A 20,458-nucleotide genomic window follows, 5' to 3' on the forward strand; every position below is an offset into this window, starting at 1 on the left:
GAATCGTCCCTGCTCGTCGAAGAAGAAACAACGGTCAAAATCGCCGTCGAAGGCAATGCCGAAATCGGCGCCATGCTTCTGCACGGCTTCACTCGTGACCTTGCGATTCTCCTCGATCATCGGGTTCGGCACGCCATGCGGAAAGTCGCCGTCGGCGTCGTGATAGACCTTCGTGAACCGGTATGGCAGGCCCGATTCGACCAGATCGATGCCCATGCCGGCGCCGCCATTGCCCGAGTTCGCGACAATCGACAGCGGTTTGAGCTTGCTGCGTTCGGCGTAGCCGAGAAGATGCGCGCGCCAGCTGGGCGCGATGTCGAATGCCGCGACCGTTCCGCGTAGCGCCGGCTTGTTGAATGTACCGGCTTCCGCCAGCACGCGAATCTCCTGCAGTCCGGTGTCGCCGCTGATCGGCCGTGACTGCTCGCGGACGAATTTCAGGCCGTTGTAGTCGGGCGGATTGTGGCTCGCCGTGACCATGATGCCGCCGTCGAGCTTCTCGGCAAAGGTCGCGAAGTAGACGCCCTCGGTGCCGCAGAGCCCGATGTCGATGACGTCGACGCCCGAGTCGAGGAGCCCCCGCGTCAGGGCCGCGGCCAGCTCGGCGCTCGTCAGGCGGATATCGCGGCCCACCGCCACCTGTCTTGGCCCGACGAATCCGGCGTAGGCGCGGCCGATCTGGTAGGCGAGATCGGCGTTGATCTCGTCCGGGATCCGGCCCCGTACGTCGTAGGCCTTGAAGGCGCTCAGTTTCATCAAGTCCTCGGTTCGCTCTCGAGGTCAGCGGGTCCCTGGGGTCGCAGGGCGCCGCTCTGGTAGGCGATCTCGAGGGCTTCGATCAGCCACGCGAGACGCTGCTGCGCGGTGCGCTGCAGGAACGCCCAGCGACGCAACCGGTCCGCATCCTCCCAGGAGCCCCAGCCGGCCGGTCGATCCACGGTGGAATTACTCGGCACCGGGCCGCCGAAATGCCGGCAACTGTCGGAGCCTGGCGATGTCATCGAGGTCCTTGGGTCTGCCGACGGATTCTTTCAGGCGGATCAAATGCGCGATCGATGCGACTCGAACCGTCAGGGTACCCAGCTCGGCCCGCACGGCGTCGCTCCACAGCTCTTCGAACGGAATTGGCGGCTCGGAGAAGATATCCACCGTCGGACGGCGATTCTGCGGATCCCAGAGACTGAAGACTTCCATGCCACGAGTCTTGCGCCATTCACTCCGTTGCGCCACATCGGCAAAGCCCAGCGGATCGACCGGTGCCATCGGGCGAAAGCCAGCCGCCACGAATGCGGTCATTGCGGCGGTCGCAGCCTCGGGCGCAAGGTCCAACGCCAGATCGATATCCGCGGTCAGCCGATCGACGCCGTGCAGCAGCACCGCGAGCCCGCCGACGATCACGAATCGCACCCGTGCCGCAATGAGAATTCCAAAAACACTGACAAAATCCGTCGGCATCGCTATTTGTTCGTGCCTTCGCGGCCGTAGCGGTCCTCAAAACGCACGATGTCGTCCTCGCCGAGGTACGTGCCCGACTGCACCTCGATGATATGGAGCGGTATCTTGCCCGGATTCTCGATGCGGTGCTTGGTGCCGATCGGGATGTAGGTGGACTGGTTCTCCTCGAGCAGGAACACCTCCTCGCCCCGCGTGATGCGCGCCGTGCCCGAAACGACGATCCAGTGTTCGGCCCGGTGATGGTGCAGCTGGAGCGATATCGAGGCGCCGGGCTTCACCGCCAGGCGTTTGACCTGAAAACGCGTCCCGTTCTCGATGCTGTCGTAGCTTCCCCAGGGGCGGAACACCTCGCGGTGGAGCGCGTGCTCGTAGCGCCCGAGCTCCTTCAGCCGGGCGACGAGCTTCTTGACGTCCTGCACCCTGCCCCGGGGCGCAACCAGCACGGCGTCCTTGGTTTCGACGACCACATGGTCCTGCAGCCCCACGGTCGCGACCAGGCGGCTTTCGGAATGCAGGTAGCAACCACTCGTATCTTCGGTGACGACATCGCCGTGCACGGCGTTCTTGTCCGAATCCTGCTCGAGCGCCTCGTGGAGCGAGGCCCAGGAGCCGACGTCGCTCCACCCCGCATCGAGCGGCACCATCACGGCGTCCGCGGTCTTCTCCAGCACCGCATAGTCGACCGAATCGCTCCGGCATGGCTCGAAGAGCTTCGCATCGATGCGCGTGAAGTCGAGATCGGTCTTCGCGGCTGCGTACGCCCCGGCACACACCCTGGCGATGTCCGGGGCGTGCCGGGCGAGCTCCTGCAGGAAACGCTCGGCGCCGAAGAGGAACATGCCGCTGTTCCAGTAGTACCCGCCTATCGCGAGAAACTTGGCGGCCGTCACCGCGTCCGGCTTCTCGACGAATTGTGCGATCGGGAACACCGGGCCCTGCCCCGCGCCTCGGCGGATGTAGCCGTAGCCCGTCTCGGGCTGGCTCGGCACAACGCCAAAAGCGACAAGCTTGCCGGCCCGGGCCGCCGGGAGCGCCGCCTGCACCGCTGCCTGAAACGCGCCCACGTCGCGAATGACGTGATCCGCCGGTAGCACGAGCAGCATCGCGTCCTTCCCCGCCGTCGCCAGCGCCGCGTTCGCCGCAAGCGCGATGGCCGGCGCGGTGTTGCGGCCTACCGGCTCGAGCACCACCGCGCGTGGCACGCGGTTGATGAGCCGCAGCTGCTCGGCCACCATGAAGCGGTGCGCCTCGTTACAGACGACGATCGGCGCGCCCGCCTCTGTCATCCCCTCGAGCCGGCTCGCGGTGTCCTGCAGCATCGTCCGCTCGCTCGTGAGCGCGAGGAGCTGCTTCGGATGGAGTTCCCGCGAGAGCGGCCAGAGCCGCGTCCCGGCGCCGCCGGAGAGAATGACGGGAATCAGTGCCATGCGCGCGGGGCCGGGATCCCCGGCCGGGCTCAGTTCAATCCCTGGCGGCTGCGGCGCGACTGCAGGTCCGTGACCTTGCTCTGCTCGGCGACCACCGAACGCTTCTCCTGCGTCACCAGGTCATGGAGCGGTGAAGCCGCCTGGTATTCCACTACGGCCTCCCCGAGCAGCGCGATGGTGCGCTCCGTGTCGAAGGCGCGCAGCGCGAGCTGCATTTCGCGCAGCAACTCCTCCACCCGCTCCCAGGGAAGCGCGTGCTCCATGGCGCGCAGGATCATCGGGTGATCCGTTCCCGAGACGTTGTTCCCGATCAGCAATTCCTCGAAGAGCTTCTCGGCCGGGCGCAGACCCGAGTATTCGATCTCGATGTCCCCGTCCGGGTTTTTCTCGTCGCGCACCGTCATGCCCATCAGGCCGATCATGCGGCGCGCGAGCTCGTCGATCCGCACGGGCTTGCCCATGTCGAGCACGAACACATCGCCCCCGCGCGCCATCGAACCGGCCTGGATGACGAGCTGCGCCGCTTCGGGAATGGTCATGAAGTAGCGCACCACATCCGGGTGCGTCACCGTCACCGGCCCGCCGCGGCGAATCTGTTCCGAGAAGAGCGGCACCACCGACCCCGACGATGCCAGCACGTTGCCGAAACGCACCATGCAGAATCGCGTCCTGGTCGAGCGCTGCTGCAGGCCCTGCAGGACGATTTCGGACAAGCGCTTGGTCGCGCCCATGACGTTGGTCGGGTTCACGGCCTTGTCGGTCGAGATCAGCACGAAGGTCTCGACCTGCGCTTCGATCGCGGCTTCCGCCGTGTTCCACGTCGAGAGCACGTTGTTGTGCACGCCCTCGATGACGTTCTGCTCGACGATCGGCACGTGCTTGTAGGCCGCGGCGTGGTAGACGGTCTGCACGCCGTAGCTCGCCATCACATCGAGCACTCGGTCGCGGTGGTGCGCGTTGCCGAGCAGCGCGATGACTTTCACATCGAGCCCATCGTGTTCAAGGGCTGCGCGCAGATCCATATGGATTTCGTAGAGCGCCAGCTCCGAGCTCTCGTAGAGGATCAGGACGCGCGGCCCGAGCCGGATGATCTGCCGGCAGAGTTCCGAGCCGATGGATCCGCCGGCACCGGTCACCAGCACGGCCTTGCCGCGGATGCAGGCATCGAAGAGCTGCGGGTAGGGAGGCACGGGGTCGCGGCCCAGCAAGTCCGCGACGTCCACCTCGCGAATCTCGTCGGTCCGCGCCTTGCCCGCGAGGATCTCGCCCATGTCGGGCAACGAGCGCACGTGCAGGCCGTACGGTTCGAGCAGCGTGAGGATCTCGCGCTTGCGGCGCCGCGAGGCCGAAGGCAAGGCCAACAACACGCCCTCGATGTCCCGCCGGCGGATGATGCGCGGTAATTCGTCCGGACCAAAGACCTCGATTCCATGGATGATGCTGCGCCGCAGCGCGCGCTTGTCATCGATGAACGCAACGGGGTAGCAGTCGCGCCCGCCCATGAGCGCCGCGCACAGTTGCGCGCCCGCTTCACCAGCGCCATAGATCACCACGCGCTCGGCCTGCCGTCCGGTGTAGCGACTAAAGAGGTAGCGCATGGCCATGCGCGTGCCGCCGACGTAGATCGTTGCGAGGGCCCAGTAGATCGCCAGAACCGGCGCGCTGAGCTGGGCCATGCCCAAGAGCCTGTCCACCGCTGCGAGCAGCAGTACCGAAAGCGTGACGCCGGCGAAGACTGCGGCCAGGGCGTGCATGCCGAAGTACCGCACGACTGCGCGGTACAAACCGAAGCGGACAAAGATCGGAATAGAGGCCAGCGCTGCCACTGCGAGCAGCAAAGGAAGCTGGGGAACTGGAGGCCACCAATGACCGGACTTCAGGATGAGCGCGGACAAAAGCGCAGCGGGGATCACCGCAACATCGGCGATGACCATGAGGATCCGCTTCGTTGGGCGGGGGAGCCCAAGGGCAAGCCGCGCCATGCGGCCCAGCCGGGAGCCCTCTTTCCTATGCTTCACGGGGAGTAACGTCCTAACCGGCCAACGACTAGTCAACTCTCTGCGATATGGCAAGCGATGAAGACTGCCGTTTCCGGCCGGTTATTCTACTACATCTGCGTCGGCAAAGAATCTGGCGCGTCAGGCATTCGGAACCCGATCCATCCGCGCCTCAGCCTGACGATAGCTCTCCCTGAAGTGCAGCACTTTCTCCTCAAGATCTGCATAGAACAGCGGCGGCGACGACGACCAGGCATTCGCATGAACGTTGCGGCAGATCTCGCGATCTTCCTCGAAAACCTGCCGATTGATCTTGGCAGTAGACGCGAAGAACGATTCGACGGATTCCCACGGAACACCCTCCTGCCGAGAGACCGCGAGCAACCGACTACTGAACCAGGTCGCACTTGGCGTTGCAGAAGGGAAGAAGTGTTGCAACGAATACGAGAATCCATACGTCGAGGACAACATGCTGAACGGGAAGAGAAAGATGCTGATGTAACCGTTGTATTGATAATCCATTGAGAACAGTCGGGATACTCCAGCAAGTTGCTTCGCCATGCGTGCGTTGCCGACCTCGGCATACCAGACCGAATTGATACCAATAAACTCGTTCCGTCCTTTGTCCAGCTTCAGCAAGCCCAGGCTGGACGGATGAATGAGTGGCACATGATACGGCTCGAGCGCGTTTTCTATTGCGACGCGCCAGTCACATTCGTAGACATACTGATTGACGTCGACGCGCTCGACTATGCGCCGCGAGATACGCTCCAACAGCCCTGCGGCGGCTCCCAGCTGATCGCGAAGCGATTCTTTTGGTGAAATCCCAACAAACAGAAAATCGCCGCACCACTCGACCTGGTATTTATTCAACCGGATGTCGCCGGGCGAGCAACGCGTCAGGACCGACGGATCCGTGACGTGCATCTTGCCGGCGGAATACGACCAGCCGTGGTAAGGGCAGACAGCCGGGCGGTTTCCCGCATCATTCACGAAGAATCTTGAGCCGCGATGAGGGCAACGGTTGTCGAATGCGATGACGTCGGCGCCGTCCCGGAAAATCACGAGATCATCGTCCAGCCAGCGTAGTCTCGTGTAATCGCGGGATTTCGGCAGCTCCGACTTATGAGCCACGAGATGCCAGAATGAATCCCGCAGATAGCGATCCATCCCATTCATTCAAAGCTTCCTGGCCGGAGCGGCATACATGGTCACTCCCTCCGGGACCGACCGGATTACCATCGCGCCGGCACCTATGATCGCGCCGTCGCCAATGCTGATCCGCGGAACGACCGTCGCCCCTGATCCGAAAAACACCTTCTTTCCGACGGCGACGGCACCCGTAACGTCGACGTGAGCGCTCAACGTGCAGTAGTCGCCCAGTGTTACGTCATGACCCACGCTCGAATGCACGTTGATGGTCACCAGCCGCCCGACGGTCGCATCCGCCGAAACCAGAGCATGCGGACAGACAACGGAGCCCCCACCGATCACGGCTGAAGACGCAATCACCGCTGAAGGATGAATGAGCGTGGCCAATCCGCCGCCCTTCTTCACTAGCGCCTCGGCGATCCGCTCCTTTTGGCCGCAGTCCACGATACCCATCAGATAAGATTCGTCGCCCTGGGCCGCATACGAAGTCACTGCGCCAAGGTAAGGAAGGCCGTACGAATATTTCGCCAGTGTGTCGCCCGCGTCATCGAGATAGCCACGGATCTCGGGAAACTTCCCTGCGGCCCGGGCATCGCGCGCCCAGCAGATCACTTCGCGGCCAAAACCACCCGCGCCCACCAGAATGACAAAAGAATTTTTCATCATCGCACCATGTATCCGCCGTCCACGGCCATCGAAGAACCGGTTATCCATTTCGATGCCGACGACAACAGGAAAATCGCCGCGTCGGCCACGTCATCCTGACTTCCAAACCCCAGCAGGTGCTGCTCCTCATACTTCGCGAGCGCTTCCTGGCCCATGGTCTGAGTCAGCCTGTGGTGCATCTCCGTAACTACCGCGCCCGCGACAATGGAATTGACGCGAATTTTTCGCGCCGCAAATTCACAAGACAGCGCCCGGACGAGTCCATCCACAGCCGCCTTGGACGCGCAGTACGCGGACATGCCAGCCTGCCCGCAATGGGAGGCTACGGAAGACATGAACACGATGGAAGCCGCGTCGTGCACGATACCTTTCTGCGCGACTGCCCGGGCGATTCCCATAGCTGGGTACAACGCAGCCCCGAACAGTTTCTGAACGTCTGCATCCTTGGTCAGGCGCACGGGTCGTACCAGCTCGATTCCCGCCGCATGAAAGATCCCGTTTAACGGGCCGTGCTCCTGCGCCAGATTCTTGACCCATTCGGCGGCACCATCGCCGTTGTCGAGCACCATCCTGCTCAGCACGTGGCCGCTACCAGCAAGTGCGGCATGCACGGCCCGAAGCCTCGTCTCATCCCGCCCCGAAACAACCACCCTTCCACCATATTCGGAAATCCTGACTGCCACGGTCCTGCCGATACCCGAGCTGGCTCCGGTAACAAGGTACAGCCCGCCCGAAAGACACGAAGTGGAAAAGACACTCATACTTCGATGAGCTCCATGATCCGCACGCCACCGAGATCCAGACAGGCGGAGCCCCATGAAAAGCCGACGCCGAACCCGAACGCGGCTACCCGGGCGAGGCCGGGTCGAATGCGACTCTCCCCTTCAGTGCACAAGAGCAAGGGAATCGAGGCACAACTCGTGTTCCCGAACCTGTCTATATTGATCGGCACCCTATCCGCTGGCAGTTTGGTCTTCTTGATCAGGTGCTTGAGCATGAACAGGTTCGCCTGATGGAACAGGAAGGCCGCGTATTCTTCCGGCTGCCGTCCGTCATGCTCCAGCGTCCGACCGACAAGCCACGGAACAACCCGCAGCGTGAGATTGAAAATCTCAGCACCATCCATGTACAGGCATGTTCTGTCCCGGCCCGCCAGTGGCGAATCTGCCGGCGCTGCGTATTCCTTGAATGCGCCGCTTGGGATGATCAGACGACCTATACCCGTACCGTCGGTGCCAAGCAGGTAACTCGCGTCGCCAGCTGGATCATCCCGGTCGCAGCCCTCGATCGCCGTCGCGGTGCCTGCGTCTCCGAATAACATCGCAGTCGCACGATCCTGCGGGTCCACCACTTTGCTGATCGTATCCCCGAGAACAACGAGCATGCGCCGCGCGGCGCCCGATTGGACGATCGTCATCGCCAACCAAAGGGCATAAGGGTAGCCGGAACAACCCAGATTGACGTCGAAGGCGATCGCGCTTTGTGACAGACCCAGTTGGCCGTGCAATTCGCAGGCGGTTGCCGGGAGCCGGTAATTGGGTGTCTGCGAGAGAAATATGATTCCGTCGATCGAACCGGGCTCCCAGTCGAGTGCCTGGATCAATCGTCGCGCAGCGGCAAGCCCCAGGTCACCCGCTGAGACATCCGGCCCAACGATGCGTCGGGAATTTACACCGATCATCTTTACGACATCGGCTACAGCAGAGGAGCCAAACCGGCTCTCAAATTGCGCGTTGTCCACGACCGTACTCGGCACGCACGAGACGACACCGCGCACGCAGGCACCGCGTGTCTTGGACGCCCGGCCCATGACCTGGCCGGAATCCGCCGTGTCGGGCCGCAAGCTCATGCCGTTCTCTTGGCCGCCACCAGGGCCTCGATGTCCGATACGGTCTTGCACTGGCCCAGTGCCTGCCCGGACAGCATCACGTTGTAGCAATCATCAATCAAAGCGATCGTCGATACGATGGCGAGGGAGTCCCACGCGAGCTTAGTGAGATCGAGCGAGGGACCGACCTGGGCAGGATCAATCTCAAGAATCTCCGCCAAGCCTGAATAGAACTGTTGCATACCTCGGACTCCGTCAAATTCAAGTCAGAAACGAACGATGGCGGCTGCCCACGAGTAGCCAACTCCAAAGCCGATGAGGGCCAGGCACTGATCCCGCGCGAGCGAACCTGAACACAGCATATGTTCCAACGCAATTGGAATCGACGAGGAAACCGTGTTCCCGCAGTTCTCGACCTCGATAGGCACCTTCTCCGCAGGCAGGCGCATCTTTTTTCGCAGTGACTCCAGCAAGAGCTTGTTCGCCTGATGCAGGACAAAATGATCCACTGCATCTCTGGTCAATCCGGCCTTCACCAAGAGAGCCTCAACCGCGGCGGGGACCTCTGACAGGGTGAATGCGAGAACTGCTCCGCCATCCATGTAGAGATTCGCCGCCGTCCTGCCGCCCGCATCCGTCTCTTCGATCGCTGCCGAGGGTCGACGAAACGCCCCGGCCTCCACGATGAGGTTTCTGGCCCCGGTCCCATCCGTGCCAAAGACAAATGGCCCAATCAGTTCTTCCCCCTCGCCGCTCTCCGCAATCACCAGCGTAGCAGCGGCCCCATCGCCGAACAGTGTCCGGACACTCTTGTCCAGGGGGTGAATAAACTTCGAGTAGGTATCCGCAGTGAGAAGCAAGACATTCGAAGCCAGGTCCGATTCGATCAAACTCTTGGCCAGCGCCAGGCAATAGACGTAACCGGAGCAGCCGAGGTTGACGTCCAGCGCACCAGCGGACCGGGGAACGCCCAGACGCTCTTGCAACAAGCAGGCCGAGGTCGGCAGGAAGTAATCGGGCGCCTGCGTACAGAAAATAATGAAGTCGATGTCGCTCGCCTTGCAGTGACCTGCGGCGAAAAGACGCTTGGCCGCCATGTACGCCAAGTCCGAGGCCGTTTCCCCTTCGCCGGCCACGCGGCGTTCGCGTATCCCGGTTTTTTCGTAAATCCGCTCAGAGGGCCACTCCGGGAATAGAGCCGCCAGCTCGTCGTTCGAGAGGGTCTTGTCCGGCAGGTACGAGGCGATTGCCCCAATACGCGCGCGCACGCGGCGCCCTTGGCCAGACACTTTCACAGGCCGTCCCGCCCCCGCTTCGATTGCCTGACTCAATTTGCACTCTCCGCTGCGACATCCCGGGCACATGCGCCTGGCAGGGCAACCGATGGGGCCGCCGGCCATTCAGAGCAGCACAATGCCTTGTCAATTCTAAGGTTTTTGGACCCATCGCGCGCCATGGATCTGCGCGTCGCATCCCGGCTCGTCGGGGATGGCCGAGCGGTCTAATCAGTCGCGGATCCCGACCTCGGCCCGGAACCGCGAAACTCGGGCATCGTGGCCTCGCCGCTTGCCGAGATTCCTTTGCGATGCAACACGTTAACGATGGTCCGCAGGAGAATCTTCAGATCGAGCCAAAAGCTCCAGTTCTCAACGTACCAGACGTCCATTTCGAACTTTTCTTCCCACGTCAGCAGATTCCTGCCGTTGACCTGAGCCCAACCCGTTATCCCAGGTCGCACGTCGTGTCGGCGCGCCTGCCGCGCGCTGTAGAGCGGCAGATACCTCATCAGCAAGGGCCGCGGCCCTACCAAGCTCATGTCGCCGACCAGTACGTTCACCAGCGCCGGTAATTCATCCAGGCTGCTTGAACGCAGGAACTTACCGACGCCAGTCAAGCGTTCAGCGTCGGGTTTCAATGCTCCAGCAGCATCGACGGCATTGCGCATCGTGCGGAATTTCAGGATGCGAAAGGGTCTTCCGTGCAATCCGGGCCTCTGTTGCACAAATAAGATGGGCCATCCATGTGTACAAATCACCACCACGGAAACGACAAGGACTACGGGCGAAAGAAGCACCAGCGCGATCGCCGCCCCTCCAATGTCGAACAGCCTCTTCAGAACTTCTCCCTCATGATCGCCTTCCCTCGACCGGGCGTTCACACTCATCGCCGCCGACTATTATCGCTGTGCCTCTTTCAGCACAACCTCGACAACGTCGCAGGCGCGATTCATGTCATCCAGCGACAATGTCGGATGGGCGAGGAACATCAGGCTCGTCTCGCCCAGCTCTCGCGCAACAGGCAGGCGTAACGGCGGACACCAGCCCGTTCCTTCGAACGCTTTTTCGAGGTAAATCTCCGAGCACGACCCGCTGAAGCAGGGAATCCCTCGCGAATGAATCTCATGCACAAGTCGATCGCGTGACCAGTCGGGCTTCAAGGGATCGCGCTCAAGATACGCGTAGAATTTATAGTAAGCGTGCTGAAAATCACTGGCCGGCTCCGGTATGCGCAACAGCGCGTGGCACCGCAGACGTTCACGCAGGACGGCGGAGTTGCGACGGCGCGCGCCGATCCAATCGTCCAGCTTTCGCAGCTGCAGCCGGCCGATCGCAGCCTGAAGTTCCGTCATGCGCATGTTCGTGCCGAAATGCTCATGCACCCAGCGGAATCCTGAGTCTTGCTTCGGCGCGGTCATGGCCGCCCACGACTTCCCGTGATCCTTGAACGACCAGCAGTTGTCCCACAGTTCCGTGTCGTTCGTGGCGAGCAACCCTCCCTCGCCGCCAGTAGTCATGATCTTGTCCTGACAGAACGAAAATGCGCTCGCGTGAGCGAGAGAACCGACCGGTCGGCCACGATAGCGTGCCCCGTGCGCCTGCGCACAGTCCTCCAGAACTCGGATGCCCCGAGCGTCGGCAAGTTCCATTATCGGGTCCATGTCGCAAGGCCAGCCGGCAAGGTGCACGGGAATGATCGCCCGTGTCCTCGGCGTGAGCACGGCCGAGATCGATTCCGCCGTGATGTTCCCGCTGTCCCGATCGACATCCGCGAATACCGGCCGCGCCCCCAGAAGCACGGCACAACTCACGGACGCGATGAATGACCGAGGCGTAACGACTACGTCATCACCCGGCCCGATCCCCCAGGCCCGCAGAGGCAGTTCCAGCGCAAACGTCCCGTTGCCCAACGCGATTGCGTGGCGCCGCCGCAAATACTCGGCGTACTCTCGCTCGAACTCTCGCCCCTCCTGACCGGTCCAATAGTTGACTTTTCCGCTCTGGAGGACCTGCATGACGGCCGAGCGTTCATCCTCGGCGAACATGGGCCATGGCGGAAACGATTCGGCGCGTCGTGGCTGCGGCACCTGCGGGGCGCTCAGGGTGGTCACGGATCCCCCTCCTTCGCTGGCACACTCACCCTAGATGATTCTACCGCGCTCAGCGACAACCACTCGACGAATCGATCGCCCAGCAACTTTCTGTCGAAACTGGTCCTCGCCATCAACAGCGCTCTCCCGCCCATGTCTCGCAGTTCTTCCCGATGTTCGGCCGCGTAGATCAGAGCATCGGCGAACGCTGATGGACTCTCTGGCTCAACGGCAAAACCACAGCGATGGTCTCTCACCAACTCCGCCAACCAGCCGGGGTAGTTAACGAGCGTGGGGAGCCCGGCGGCGATGTAGTCGAAAAACTTGTTCGGCGAAGTGCCGTAGTAGAAAGCCGGAACGTTCGCGAGAATCTGCAGTCCGATGTCCGTCGATGCCATCAGCCCTGCGAGGCGCGTCTTGTTCACTAATCCGTGAAACACGACGTTATCCAGCTGCTCGCGAGACGCCCGCAACATCAGGGATTCTTTGAACTGCCCATCCCCAACCAAGACAATCTTTATGTCCGGGCGTCGCCGTTGCCTCAGTACCGCAGCCGCATCCAGGACTGCATCAAGACCGTTCGCCTTGCCATGCGCCCCGGCAAATACGGCCATCAAGTCCGCTGCCTGTACCTGGGGCGGGCGCCAGGGCGCGCTCTTATCGGCGAAAATCGCAAGATCACACCCATTTGGAATCATCGTAACTTTCTCCGGCCGCACGCCGCGCCGAATAATTCCGGAGACAATCCCGGGCGACAAACCGATGAGCCGATGCGCGGACCGGTAACAGACCCACTCCAGCCAGTCCAGCAGCGAGAGGATCACCGGATTCGTGATCACACCCATTTCTCGCGGGAGTTCTGGCCACAGGTCACGAACCTCGAAGACAAACGGTACGCCCCGTATCCAACGGGCGACGATCCCTGGAATCCCCGCGGTCAATGGAGTCGTAGTCGCGAACAGCAGGTCGTACGACTCCGTGAATGTCACCCGGATGCTCCGCACAGCAAACATCAAGAACGTGATCGAGCGCCGAAGGAACCCATCCTTATTCGAGTACTTGAGTTCGAATTCGATGACATCGATCCCATCGACCGCCCCTTGACGTCTACCCCGGCGAAACGGCGCCGACAGGCCGGTCTGTCCCGCCATGTGGCTTCCACAGACCATGGTTACGCGATGTCCCCGAGCGATCAGCGTGCGCGCCATCTCGTAGGAACGAATCCCTCCGGATCCTTGTGGCGTAGAGAAGTGCTGATGAAAATAGAGAACCCTCATCGGACCCAGCCAATCTGCGTTGTGATTGTCATTGGCGCATGGACTTCAATTTCCAGCACGGGCACCGTTGTCATCCGCGAATAGTAGAGCGACTCTTGGCCGACTCGCAGCTCAATGCGATCGATGGTCCCAGTTGCTGAAACGGCCAGCGATACGGTCTCCGATACGACTCCATCTGACGTGCGAGACCACGCGCCCGGAATCAGGCGCCATCTAAGAACCGCCTTTTTCCCAAACCCAGAGACCTCATCGGTCACGACGCAACGATTGTCCGTCAGCTGCACCTCCCGTCGGTGGGTTGCGCCGAGGTAATCGCGATATCCCGCGGCGACCCGGCCCTGTTTCGCGTCGTACTCCAATTGATCGCACTCAAGCCATCGCCCGAAAAGAAACCGCGACAGCCTTGGCATTTGATCCCGATCGTCAAACTCAATCGTGCTGTGCGAAGCGGTGCCGCTGAAATAACCAAGCCATTCCGGCGCTGCGCTGTAGGAGTAGGAGCCTCCGTCACGAACCACGTTGCGACCGCTCACCCAGAGATCCAGGTGCAGTCCGTCCGACTGGCTGGGCCTGAAGCGATATTTTGGTAGTCTCAGCAATGACCAGGCCTGGCCGGCCACGAGCTTGGCATAGCCCCCTTCTCCCAGCAGGCAGGATTCGGCGCGGGGTAACCTGTGTGATACCGGCTCTATACCCAGCCAGACAAGTGGTTCGTTCCACGGACCAGGGCCGTAACCAGCGTCACAGCCAAAAACGGTCGCCGCCCATTGCACCGTCGGCCGAAAGTCGCGAAACGGCAGCCTATGCATCACGAACAGACGCGCCCCGTCGTTCGCGCCGAGATTTGGCACATCGCCCGAGCGGGTATCCGTAAGCGCGAGGAGCCAACGGGTCGCCGCGCGGCACCGCTCGTTAAACGCCTCGGAGAAAGGTTCACGCTCGAACCAACGGCGCCAGGTTTCCGCGAAGCTGCATGTGTCGAGCATCACGCGGTGATAATTGGTCGAGTGCTGGGAGAAGGACCCATCGGTGAGGACGAGGCGCAATACACGATTCTCCAGCCAGCGCCGGCCCTTCAGAGCCCAAGCGCTTCCTTCGCGAACGTAGTCGCCACTCGCGCGGCACTTGAGGAAAAGTCCGCCTGCAAAAAGTGCTGCGGCTTCGGAAGTGCCATGATTATTGTCCTGGCCGACAGCGTAGATCATCGTCCGCGATATCCGACGGCAATGTTCTGCGACAAGCTGGTGAAATCCAGTGCAGGCTGCTACCCCACCCCACCGATACATCAACTCCGCCGCCATCAACAGATGCATCAGGCGAATGCCGGTCTCCTGGCCGCACTTCCATTGAATTCCGACGTTGGCGGGATTGCGCCGCGCCCATGAATTCAACCAACTATCGATTGCCTCGCGAGTCTCCTCGCGGGGCGCGAGGATCCAGGCAAGTACGAGGGACAGCAACGCATCGAAACGTGCAGGCTCCCAGTAGCCCTTCACATCGCCACCCTCGAGTCCAAAGTCCGCGATTCGCGTCCAGTGACGACTCGGCCTGCGTATAGGTACATCGGTCAGGACGCTGCGCGCCCAGTCCGGTGGAAATCCCGTATGCACCCAGCGATCGGAAAACACACGCAACTCGCCGGCGATGATGCGTTGCGCATCCCGATCCCAATCTGCGCCACCAACGTCGGGCCGCGAACGGCCAGCAGCGGCCGCGGGCGTCCAATCGAAGAAGGGCCCTTCGATCGAAGCTGCGGCGGGCAGCAAGTATCTGTACGCGCCTACCTTCAGCAGTGCGCGATACGCCGCGACCCGCAGCACGTTGGCGGCGCCGAGCCGCAAAACTATGTCAGCAAGAAGCCACACTCTTGCCAACGCGTCAGTGCTCTCTTTGTGCGAGTGCCAGTTTCACGCTGACGCGCGCAACCTCAAACAACTCGTCCGCGGCGATCGGAGCCGGTTCTCCTCGTCGAATCGCGTCGACGAAAGCCCGAGCACAGGCAACTTGACCCTTGTCTTGCCGCCAAAGCTTTCGCCCGGTGAAGCCCGGCCAACCATAGCCCCGCAGCGAAATGAAATTGTTGAGCTGCAGGACCGCATCACGTGAAAAGACCTCGACGCGCTCCTTCGGAAACACTTTTCCGCCGTTGGCGAAGTAAAGGATCGTCCCGATCGAACCGTCTTCGAACGAAAGAGTGATGATCGCCTTGTCGTCCGTCGTGGCAAGAGCGGGGTGTCGCCCCATCGTGGTAATGCGAGCATCCCGGATTGGCGATCCGGCAAGGAACCGTAACAGATCGATGAAGTGGCAAGCCTCCCCAATGATTCGTCCGCCGCCAACTACCGGATCCTGAGTCCAGTGATCAGCGGGGATTGCCCCCGCATTGCACGTGTAGACGAACGCCTTCGGCTGACGCCGCCTATCGAGCAGGGACTTCATTTCCGCGACGAGCGGAGCAAAGCGCCTGTTGAAGCCAACCATGAGATGAGGAGCGCCGGTCGGTGCCGTGCGGACGGCCTGCGCAGCGCCCCACGCAGTCCGAATCCGGTCAATCTCGTCGATCGTCAACGCAAGCGGTTTTTCGACGAATACATGCTTGCCGGCCTCTAGCGCCTGCACCACGAGTTGCGCGTGCGTGTTGTGGCGCGTCACGATGACGGCCGCATTGATGGTTTGGTCAGCCAGCACGTCCGACACGTCCGTCGATGCCATGGCGAAACCGGCTTTCTTGCCGTGATGCACACCGCTCGCGCCCGAGCTGGTGACGACCGTCTGAAGCCGCACACCGGTCGCCTTGAAGGCCGGAATCAACATCCGAGACCCGTAGTTACCTGCGCCGATGAATCCCATGACCGGCTCGGACAGGCTCGCCGTCGGCCCGACGGGCACTGGAGCTCCTAGCGCCACCCTGCGCTGCAAGACTTCTGCGTCAGCCGCAGGCGCATACTCCAGGATGACACCCAGCGCAGCGACATCCGTCGTGAGTTTCTCGTACGCAGACGCCGCGGACTCGAAGCTGAAGCGATGCGACACGAGCGGCCCGACTTCGAGGCGCTGATCCGCCATCAAGGCCAAGACAGCCTCGAAGTTTCGTTGCTCCGTCCAGCGTACAAAACCGAGTGGGTAGTCATGCCCTCCGGTCTCGTATGCCGGATCGTACCGCCCCGGCCCGTACGAGCATGAAACCTGAAACGTCAGTTCCTTCTGGTAAAACTCTGCGCGATTCAGCTCAAGCCCCGTTACACCGATAAGAACGATGCGGCCGCGTTTGCGCGACATGCGGGCGGCTTGAGACACGGGCTCATTGGAACTTGTCGATGCAGTGATGATCACCGCATCGACTCCCTTTCCATCGGATAACTCAATCGCTGCGGCAACCGTGTCGGCACTGTCCGCAGCGCTGATGCAATGAGCCCCAAATTGCCGTGCCAAATCGAGTCGCCTCGCATCGAGGTCGATCCCGATTACCCTGCATCCGTTCGCTCTTAGCACCTGGACGACCATGAGTCCAATAAGACCCAGTCCGGTCACTACAACTGTCTCACCAATAGTCGGTTGCGCTAGGCGAATGCCTTGCAGCCCAATGGCGCCAAGTACGGTAAATGCAGCAGCTTCATCGCTCACCGGCTCTGGAATCGCCGCGCAAAGGTTTTTCGCCACGCAGACGATGTCAGCATGAGGACCGTTCGAAACTACGCGATCGCCCGGTCGGAACTCCGTTACACCGGCGCCTGCTTCGAGAACCACTCCGGCATTGCAGTATCCGAGTGCGAGAGGCTGGTCGAGTTTGCCGCGGACGGTTTCGAAGGTCGTGATGAGGCCGTCCGTGCGCACTTTGTCCAGCACCATCTTCACCTTGTCCGGCTGCTGGCGCGCTTTCTCGAAAAGCGATGCGCGCCCGAAGTCAACCAGCATCCTCTCCGTTCCTGCCGAAATCAGTGTCCGTCTAGTCCTGATCAAGACGCTGCCCGCAGACAGCGCTGGCGCCGGCACCTCGGCGAGCATCGTCTCGCCGGTACCCAGATCTTGAAGAACCTGTTTCACGTTCGCGAACCTAATCCAGTATTGCGGGGCTCAGGCATCCAGAAATCTACGGCACCACAGCTCGATGCACATCATCGAGAAAATCGGATAGGTCGCATCCACCTTACCCGCCGTGTCCCGGGTCAATAGCTCGGCTACGCTCCGCGGATCGAACAGGCCTCGGTTCTTCAATGACGATTCGGAAAACACATCCTCGACCAGCGGCTTCAGCTTGCCGCGAAACCACAAGCGCAATGGCGCGCCGAAGCCTGTCTTCGGGCGATAGATTACGTCGCGAGGGAGGTACGGCTCCATCGCCTTCTTGAAAACCCATTTGCCGACTGCACCGCGCTGCCGCATTTCAAGCGGGATCTCGGACGCGAACTTAATGACCTCGAGATCGAGCAGCGGAACCCGGATTTCCACTCCGGCCGCCATGCCCATCTTGTCAGCGTAATTCAGATTGTGGTCGGCAAGGAAATGTTTGCATTCGAGGTAGAGCATCTTCTGCAATTGCGGGGTGTCGTCATCCAGCCTCGACAAAGTGCGCAACATTGGCGCGAATAGGTCAGCGGCTCCCGCATGAGCTGCGTGATTCCCCGAGCGGACCAGCGCGATCGCCTCTTCGGGCCGGAGCCACAGGAAATAGCTGATGAGGCGATGGGCTTCATCATAGTCGGCGTAGCTGAGCGCCTTGCCGATTCGGCGAAGGACTGGATGGCCGACCGGAAGGCGTCGGGCAAGCCCGGCAAGCAACTTGCGCAGTCCCGGTGGTATCCAGATCCACCAATGCTCCTGGTTCAAGGCGTAGTGTCGCCGGTAGCCCGTAAAGATATCGTCGCCCCCCGACCCGGAGAGCAGAACCTTGATGCCTTGACTCCGCGCAAGTTCCGAGATGAAGAGAGTGTTCAGCGCAGCAGGATCGGCCGTCGGCTCATCGAGGTGATACACCATCGTTGCGAGTCGGTCGGCCATCTCTGGCCCCACGTGAACGGTCTGCAAGTCTACGCCAAGGTGCTTTGCGACTCGCACGGCGTAGGGAAAGTCATCAACAAAACCCTCCGAGGCCGCACCGCCTTCCTTGCCCGCAATCGTGAAGCACTGCAGGCGCCGGCCACCCGTAAATTCACGTGCGAAGGCAACGATCGAGCTCGAATCAAGGCCTCCCGAGAGAAAGGCTCCGACAGGAACATCGGCGACCATCTGTCTGCGAACGGCGGTGCGAATAGAGTCGACCAGTCCACTCGCCACATCGGCCACGTCGGCCTGATTGAACATTCTTGGTTTCGGCAAGTCCGCAAAGAACCACTCCCGCTCTACAACGGCCCCTTCGCTGAGCCACAGCGCCTGCCCCGGAAGTAGTTTTCTGACACCCAGAGCGATCGTCTCTTCGCCCGGTGACCACAGATAGCCAAGGTGGGCGAGAACGGCTCCTGGGTTTACAGCGGCCGCGATCGCGCCCGAGGCGAATAGCGCCTTGATCTCGCTCGCGAATGCGAAGCCGCGCGCACTTCGCGACATGTATAGCGGTTTCACACCTACCGGATCACGCGCGAGCAGCATTCGTTTGGCGCGACCATCCCAGATTGCCAGTGCGAAGATTCCGTTGAGTCGCGCGAGCATTGCATCGCCATACTCGAGGTACAGATTCAAGATCACCTCTGTATCCGATCCTCCGCGAAAGATATGCCCCCGGCGTAACAACTCATCCCTTAGTTCGCGGTAGTTGTAGATCTCGCCGTTATAGACAATCGTCACGGGAACGCCAGCAGCGACCATTGGTTGATGGCCTGTCGACGACAAGTCGATGATTGAAAGGCGCCTCTGGCCGACGAAGAGATCCTCTCTTAAGACTGAATGGCCTTGATCATCTGGACCCCGATGCGCGATTGATTCCAAGCCATTCAACAACTGAGCGGCTTCGAAGCGACCCCATAGACCGACTATTCCGCACATTGAGCTGACGGCACCCTATAGTCCGATCGCGCTGGCCCGAGTCCTTGCCGTCTCCAGCAGGGAAAAGCGCTCGGCAAACCCATCGACTGACAGCAAGTTAATTTGACACCGACGTCCCCCCGCCTTCAGTAGCGTAGGGCATTAGAGTTTTCCGGCATTGTAATGGCCTTTTTGGCCAACTGCTTTGCATACTGGGTGGGCGTCAGCCCACCCAGGGATTTCTTCGGTCTCTCGTCGTTATATTCGCGCCGCCAAGTCTCGATCACAGCGCGGGCGTGGTGGAGACTGGTGAACCAGTGTTCGTTCAGACACTCATCCCTCAGTCGCCCGTTGAACGACTCGACGTAGGCATTCTGGTTCGGCTTGCCCGGCTCGATTAGCCGCAGGGTGATACCGTGGCGATGTGCCCAGGTGAGCATCGCCTTGCCGGTGAACTCTGGGCCATTGTCTGAGCGGATCATGGCCGGTCTACCACGCTGCGAGCAGATACCGTCCAAGATGCGCGTGAGATGATCGCCGCCGATAGTGTGCTCTGGCACGACAGCGACAGCTTCGTGCGTGGCATCATCCACGATCGCCAAACACTTCAGCGTCCGGCCCGAAGCGATGCGATCAAACACAAAGTCGATCGACCACAGCTCGTTCGCCTTCCCGGGTCGGATCAGCGGTTGCCGGTCAGCCACGGGGATCTTCTTGCGCCGCCGACGCCGGATATGCAGCTTCTCGAGTCCATACAGCCGCTCGACCCGTTTGTAGTTCACCAGCTCGCCGGCCTGGCGGAGCTTGAGGTGGATCATGCCGACCCCGTAACGACGGTGACGCTGCGCCAGGGCGACAATCCGGGCTCGCAGCACCTGGTTGCGATCTGGCCGTGGCTGGTAACGCAGCGCGCTGGCGCTCATCCGCACGATCTGCAGACCCCGTCGTTCGGTGAGCCCCTTCGTCTGCATCCACCGCACCAGCTCCCGACGCGCCGGCGCGGTCACCATTTTTTTCGGAGCGCTTCACGCGTCACCTCGTTCTCGAGCATGGAGTCGGCCAGCAGCTTCTTGAGCCGCCCGTTCTCTGCCTCCAGCGCCTTCAACCGCTTCGCGTCCGAGACCTCCATCCCGCCGTACTTGCTTCGCCACAGGTAGTACCTTGCCTCCGAGAACCCGTGCTTGCGGCACAGCTCCTTGAGCGCAATCCCCTTATCCGCTTCCCGCAGGAACCCAATAATCTGCTCTTCCGTGTACCGCTTCTTCACGTCTAACCTCCGGGCCGGGGTTAAACTCTAAACCCTACTGCTACTCAAAAGCGGGGGGACGTCG

Annotated in this window: 17 protein-coding genes and 1 pseudogene; all 18 read right to left on the minus strand. The window is 61.4% G+C overall.

What is annotated here, in order from left to right:
- Positions 1–756: pseudogene (locus WCE35_RS10810) on the minus strand (phosphomannomutase CpsG); the annotation flags it as partial.
- On the minus strand, positions 756–956 hold the full coding sequence (locus tag WCE35_RS10815; RefSeq protein WP_424593330.1) for a hypothetical protein: 201 nt from the start codon (positions 954–956) through the stop codon (positions 756–758). The pseudogene WCE35_RS10810 and the gene WCE35_RS10815, both read right to left, overlap by 1 nt.
- Positions 946–1,398, minus strand: coding sequence for a hypothetical protein (locus tag WCE35_RS10820; protein ID WP_424593331.1), 453 nt, complete (start codon positions 1,396–1,398; stop codon positions 946–948). Before WCE35_RS10820 ends, WCE35_RS10815 begins: the two co-directional genes overlap by 11 nt.
- Positions 1,399–1,457: 59 nt before the next feature.
- Entirely contained in the window at positions 1,458–2,882 is a 1,425-nt protein-coding gene (locus WCE35_RS10825; protein ID WP_424593332.1) for a mannose-1-phosphate guanylyltransferase/mannose-6-phosphate isomerase, read from the minus strand.
- A gap of 29 nt (positions 2,883–2,911) precedes the next feature.
- A complete protein-coding gene (locus WCE35_RS10830) occupies positions 2,912–4,816 on the minus strand; it encodes a polysaccharide biosynthesis protein (RefSeq protein ID WP_424593333.1) in 1,905 nt (634 codons plus the stop codon).
- 204 nt (positions 4,817–5,020) lie between these two features.
- Positions 5,021–6,049, minus strand: coding sequence for an aromatic ring-hydroxylating oxygenase subunit alpha (locus tag WCE35_RS10835; protein WP_424593334.1), 1,029 nt, complete (start codon positions 6,047–6,049; stop codon positions 5,021–5,023).
- A 9-nt stretch (positions 6,050–6,058) separates the two neighbouring features.
- Positions 6,059–6,697, minus strand: coding sequence for an acetyltransferase (locus WCE35_RS10840; protein WP_424593335.1), 639 nt, complete (start codon positions 6,695–6,697; stop codon positions 6,059–6,061).
- The gene (locus tag WCE35_RS10845; RefSeq protein ID WP_424593336.1) at positions 6,694–7,458 is read right to left on the minus strand and encodes an SDR family NAD(P)-dependent oxidoreductase; all 765 of its coding nucleotides are present in this window, start codon (positions 7,456–7,458) and stop codon (positions 6,694–6,696) included. The genes WCE35_RS10840 and WCE35_RS10845 overlap by 4 nt, the downstream gene beginning before the upstream one ends.
- Positions 7,455–8,546 (minus strand): ketoacyl-ACP synthase III, encoded by a 1,092-nt coding sequence (locus tag WCE35_RS10850; protein WP_424593337.1) that lies wholly within the window; start codon positions 8,544–8,546, stop codon positions 7,455–7,457. The genes WCE35_RS10845 and WCE35_RS10850 overlap by 4 nt, the downstream gene beginning before the upstream one ends.
- A complete protein-coding gene (locus tag WCE35_RS10855; protein WP_424593338.1) occupies positions 8,543–8,767 on the minus strand; it encodes an acyl carrier protein in 225 nt (74 codons plus the stop codon). The genes WCE35_RS10850 and WCE35_RS10855 overlap by 4 nt, the downstream gene beginning before the upstream one ends.
- Positions 8,768–8,791: 24 nt before the next feature.
- On the minus strand, positions 8,792–9,856 hold the full coding sequence (locus WCE35_RS10860; RefSeq protein ID WP_424593339.1) for a ketoacyl-ACP synthase III: 1,065 nt from the start codon (positions 9,854–9,856) through the stop codon (positions 8,792–8,794).
- Positions 9,857–10,026: 170 nt separating this feature from the next.
- Positions 10,027–10,689, minus strand: coding sequence for a sugar transferase (locus WCE35_RS10865; protein ID WP_424593340.1), 663 nt, complete (start codon positions 10,687–10,689; stop codon positions 10,027–10,029).
- Between the two features lie 12 nt (positions 10,690–10,701).
- Entirely contained in the window at positions 10,702–11,913 is a 1,212-nt protein-coding gene (locus tag WCE35_RS10870) for a DegT/DnrJ/EryC1/StrS family aminotransferase (RefSeq protein ID WP_424593341.1), read from the minus strand.
- On the minus strand, positions 11,910–13,169 hold the full coding sequence (locus tag WCE35_RS10875; RefSeq protein WP_424593342.1) for a glycosyltransferase family 4 protein: 1,260 nt from the start codon (positions 13,167–13,169) through the stop codon (positions 11,910–11,912). Before WCE35_RS10875 ends, WCE35_RS10870 begins: the two co-directional genes overlap by 4 nt.
- Complete coding sequence (locus tag WCE35_RS10880; RefSeq protein ID WP_424593343.1) at positions 13,166–15,010, minus strand: heparinase II/III family protein; 1,845 nt, start codon at positions 15,008–15,010, stop codon at positions 13,166–13,168. Before WCE35_RS10880 ends, WCE35_RS10875 begins: the two co-directional genes overlap by 4 nt.
- A 37-nt stretch (positions 15,011–15,047) precedes the next feature.
- Positions 15,048–17,213 carry a bi-domain-containing oxidoreductase gene (locus WCE35_RS10885; RefSeq protein ID WP_424593344.1) on the minus strand — a complete coding sequence of 722 codons (2,166 nt, stop codon included), beginning with the start codon at positions 17,211–17,213 and terminating at the stop codon, positions 15,048–15,050.
- Between the two features lie 30 nt (positions 17,214–17,243).
- Positions 17,244–19,148: an asparagine synthase (glutamine-hydrolyzing) gene (gene asnB, locus WCE35_RS10890; RefSeq protein ID WP_424593345.1), complete on the minus strand. Its 1,905-nt coding sequence runs from the start codon at positions 19,146–19,148 to the stop codon at positions 17,244–17,246.
- 125 nt (positions 19,149–19,273) lie between these two features.
- A protein-coding gene (locus WCE35_RS10895; RefSeq protein WP_424593346.1) for an IS3 family transposase occupies positions 19,274–20,394 on the minus strand; the annotation gives its coding sequence in 2 pieces (ribosomal slippage) (positions 19,274–20,142 and positions 20,142–20,394; 1,122 coding nt in all).
- Positions 20,395–20,458: the final 64 nt, after the last annotated feature.

Source organism: Bradyrhizobium sp., from assembly GCF_049691595.1.
Classification (GTDB): domain Bacteria; phylum Pseudomonadota; class Alphaproteobacteria; order Rhizobiales; family Xanthobacteraceae; genus Bradyrhizobium.

Excerpts from the sequence above, each read along its gene's own strand:
- WCE35_RS10840 (WP_424593335.1), bottom strand. The coding sequence starts at position 6,697 with ATGATGAAAAATTCTTTTGTCATTCTGGTGGGCGCGGGTGGTTTTGGC.
- WCE35_RS10855 (WP_424593338.1), bottom strand. The coding sequence starts at position 8,767 with ATGCAACAGTTCTATTCAGGCTTGGCGGAGATTCTTGAGATTGATCCT.
- asnB (WP_424593345.1), bottom strand. The coding sequence starts at position 19,148 with ATGTGCGGAATAGTCGGTCTATGGGGTCGCTTCGAAGCCGCTCAGTTG.
- WCE35_RS10865 (WP_424593340.1), bottom strand. The coding sequence starts at position 10,689 with ATGAGTGTGAACGCCCGGTCGAGGGAAGGCGATCATGAGGGAGAAGTT.
- WCE35_RS10845 (WP_424593336.1), bottom strand. The coding sequence starts at position 7,458 with ATGAGTGTCTTTTCCACTTCGTGTCTTTCGGGCGGGCTGTACCTTGTT.
- WCE35_RS10835 (WP_424593334.1), bottom strand. The coding sequence starts at position 6,049 with ATGGATCGCTATCTGCGGGATTCATTCTGGCATCTCGTGGCTCATAAG.
- WCE35_RS10825 (WP_424593332.1), bottom strand. The coding sequence starts at position 2,882 with ATGGCACTGATTCCCGTCATTCTCTCCGGCGGCGCCGGGACGCGGCTC.
- WCE35_RS10830 (WP_424593333.1), bottom strand. The coding sequence starts at position 4,816 with ATGGTCATCGCCGATGTTGCGGTGATCCCCGCTGCGCTTTTGTCCGCG.
- WCE35_RS10850 (WP_424593337.1), bottom strand. The coding sequence starts at position 8,546 with ATGAGCTTGCGGCCCGACACGGCGGATTCCGGCCAGGTCATGGGCCGG.
- WCE35_RS10875 (WP_424593342.1), bottom strand. The coding sequence starts at position 13,169 with ATGAGGGTTCTCTATTTTCATCAGCACTTCTCTACGCCACAAGGATCC.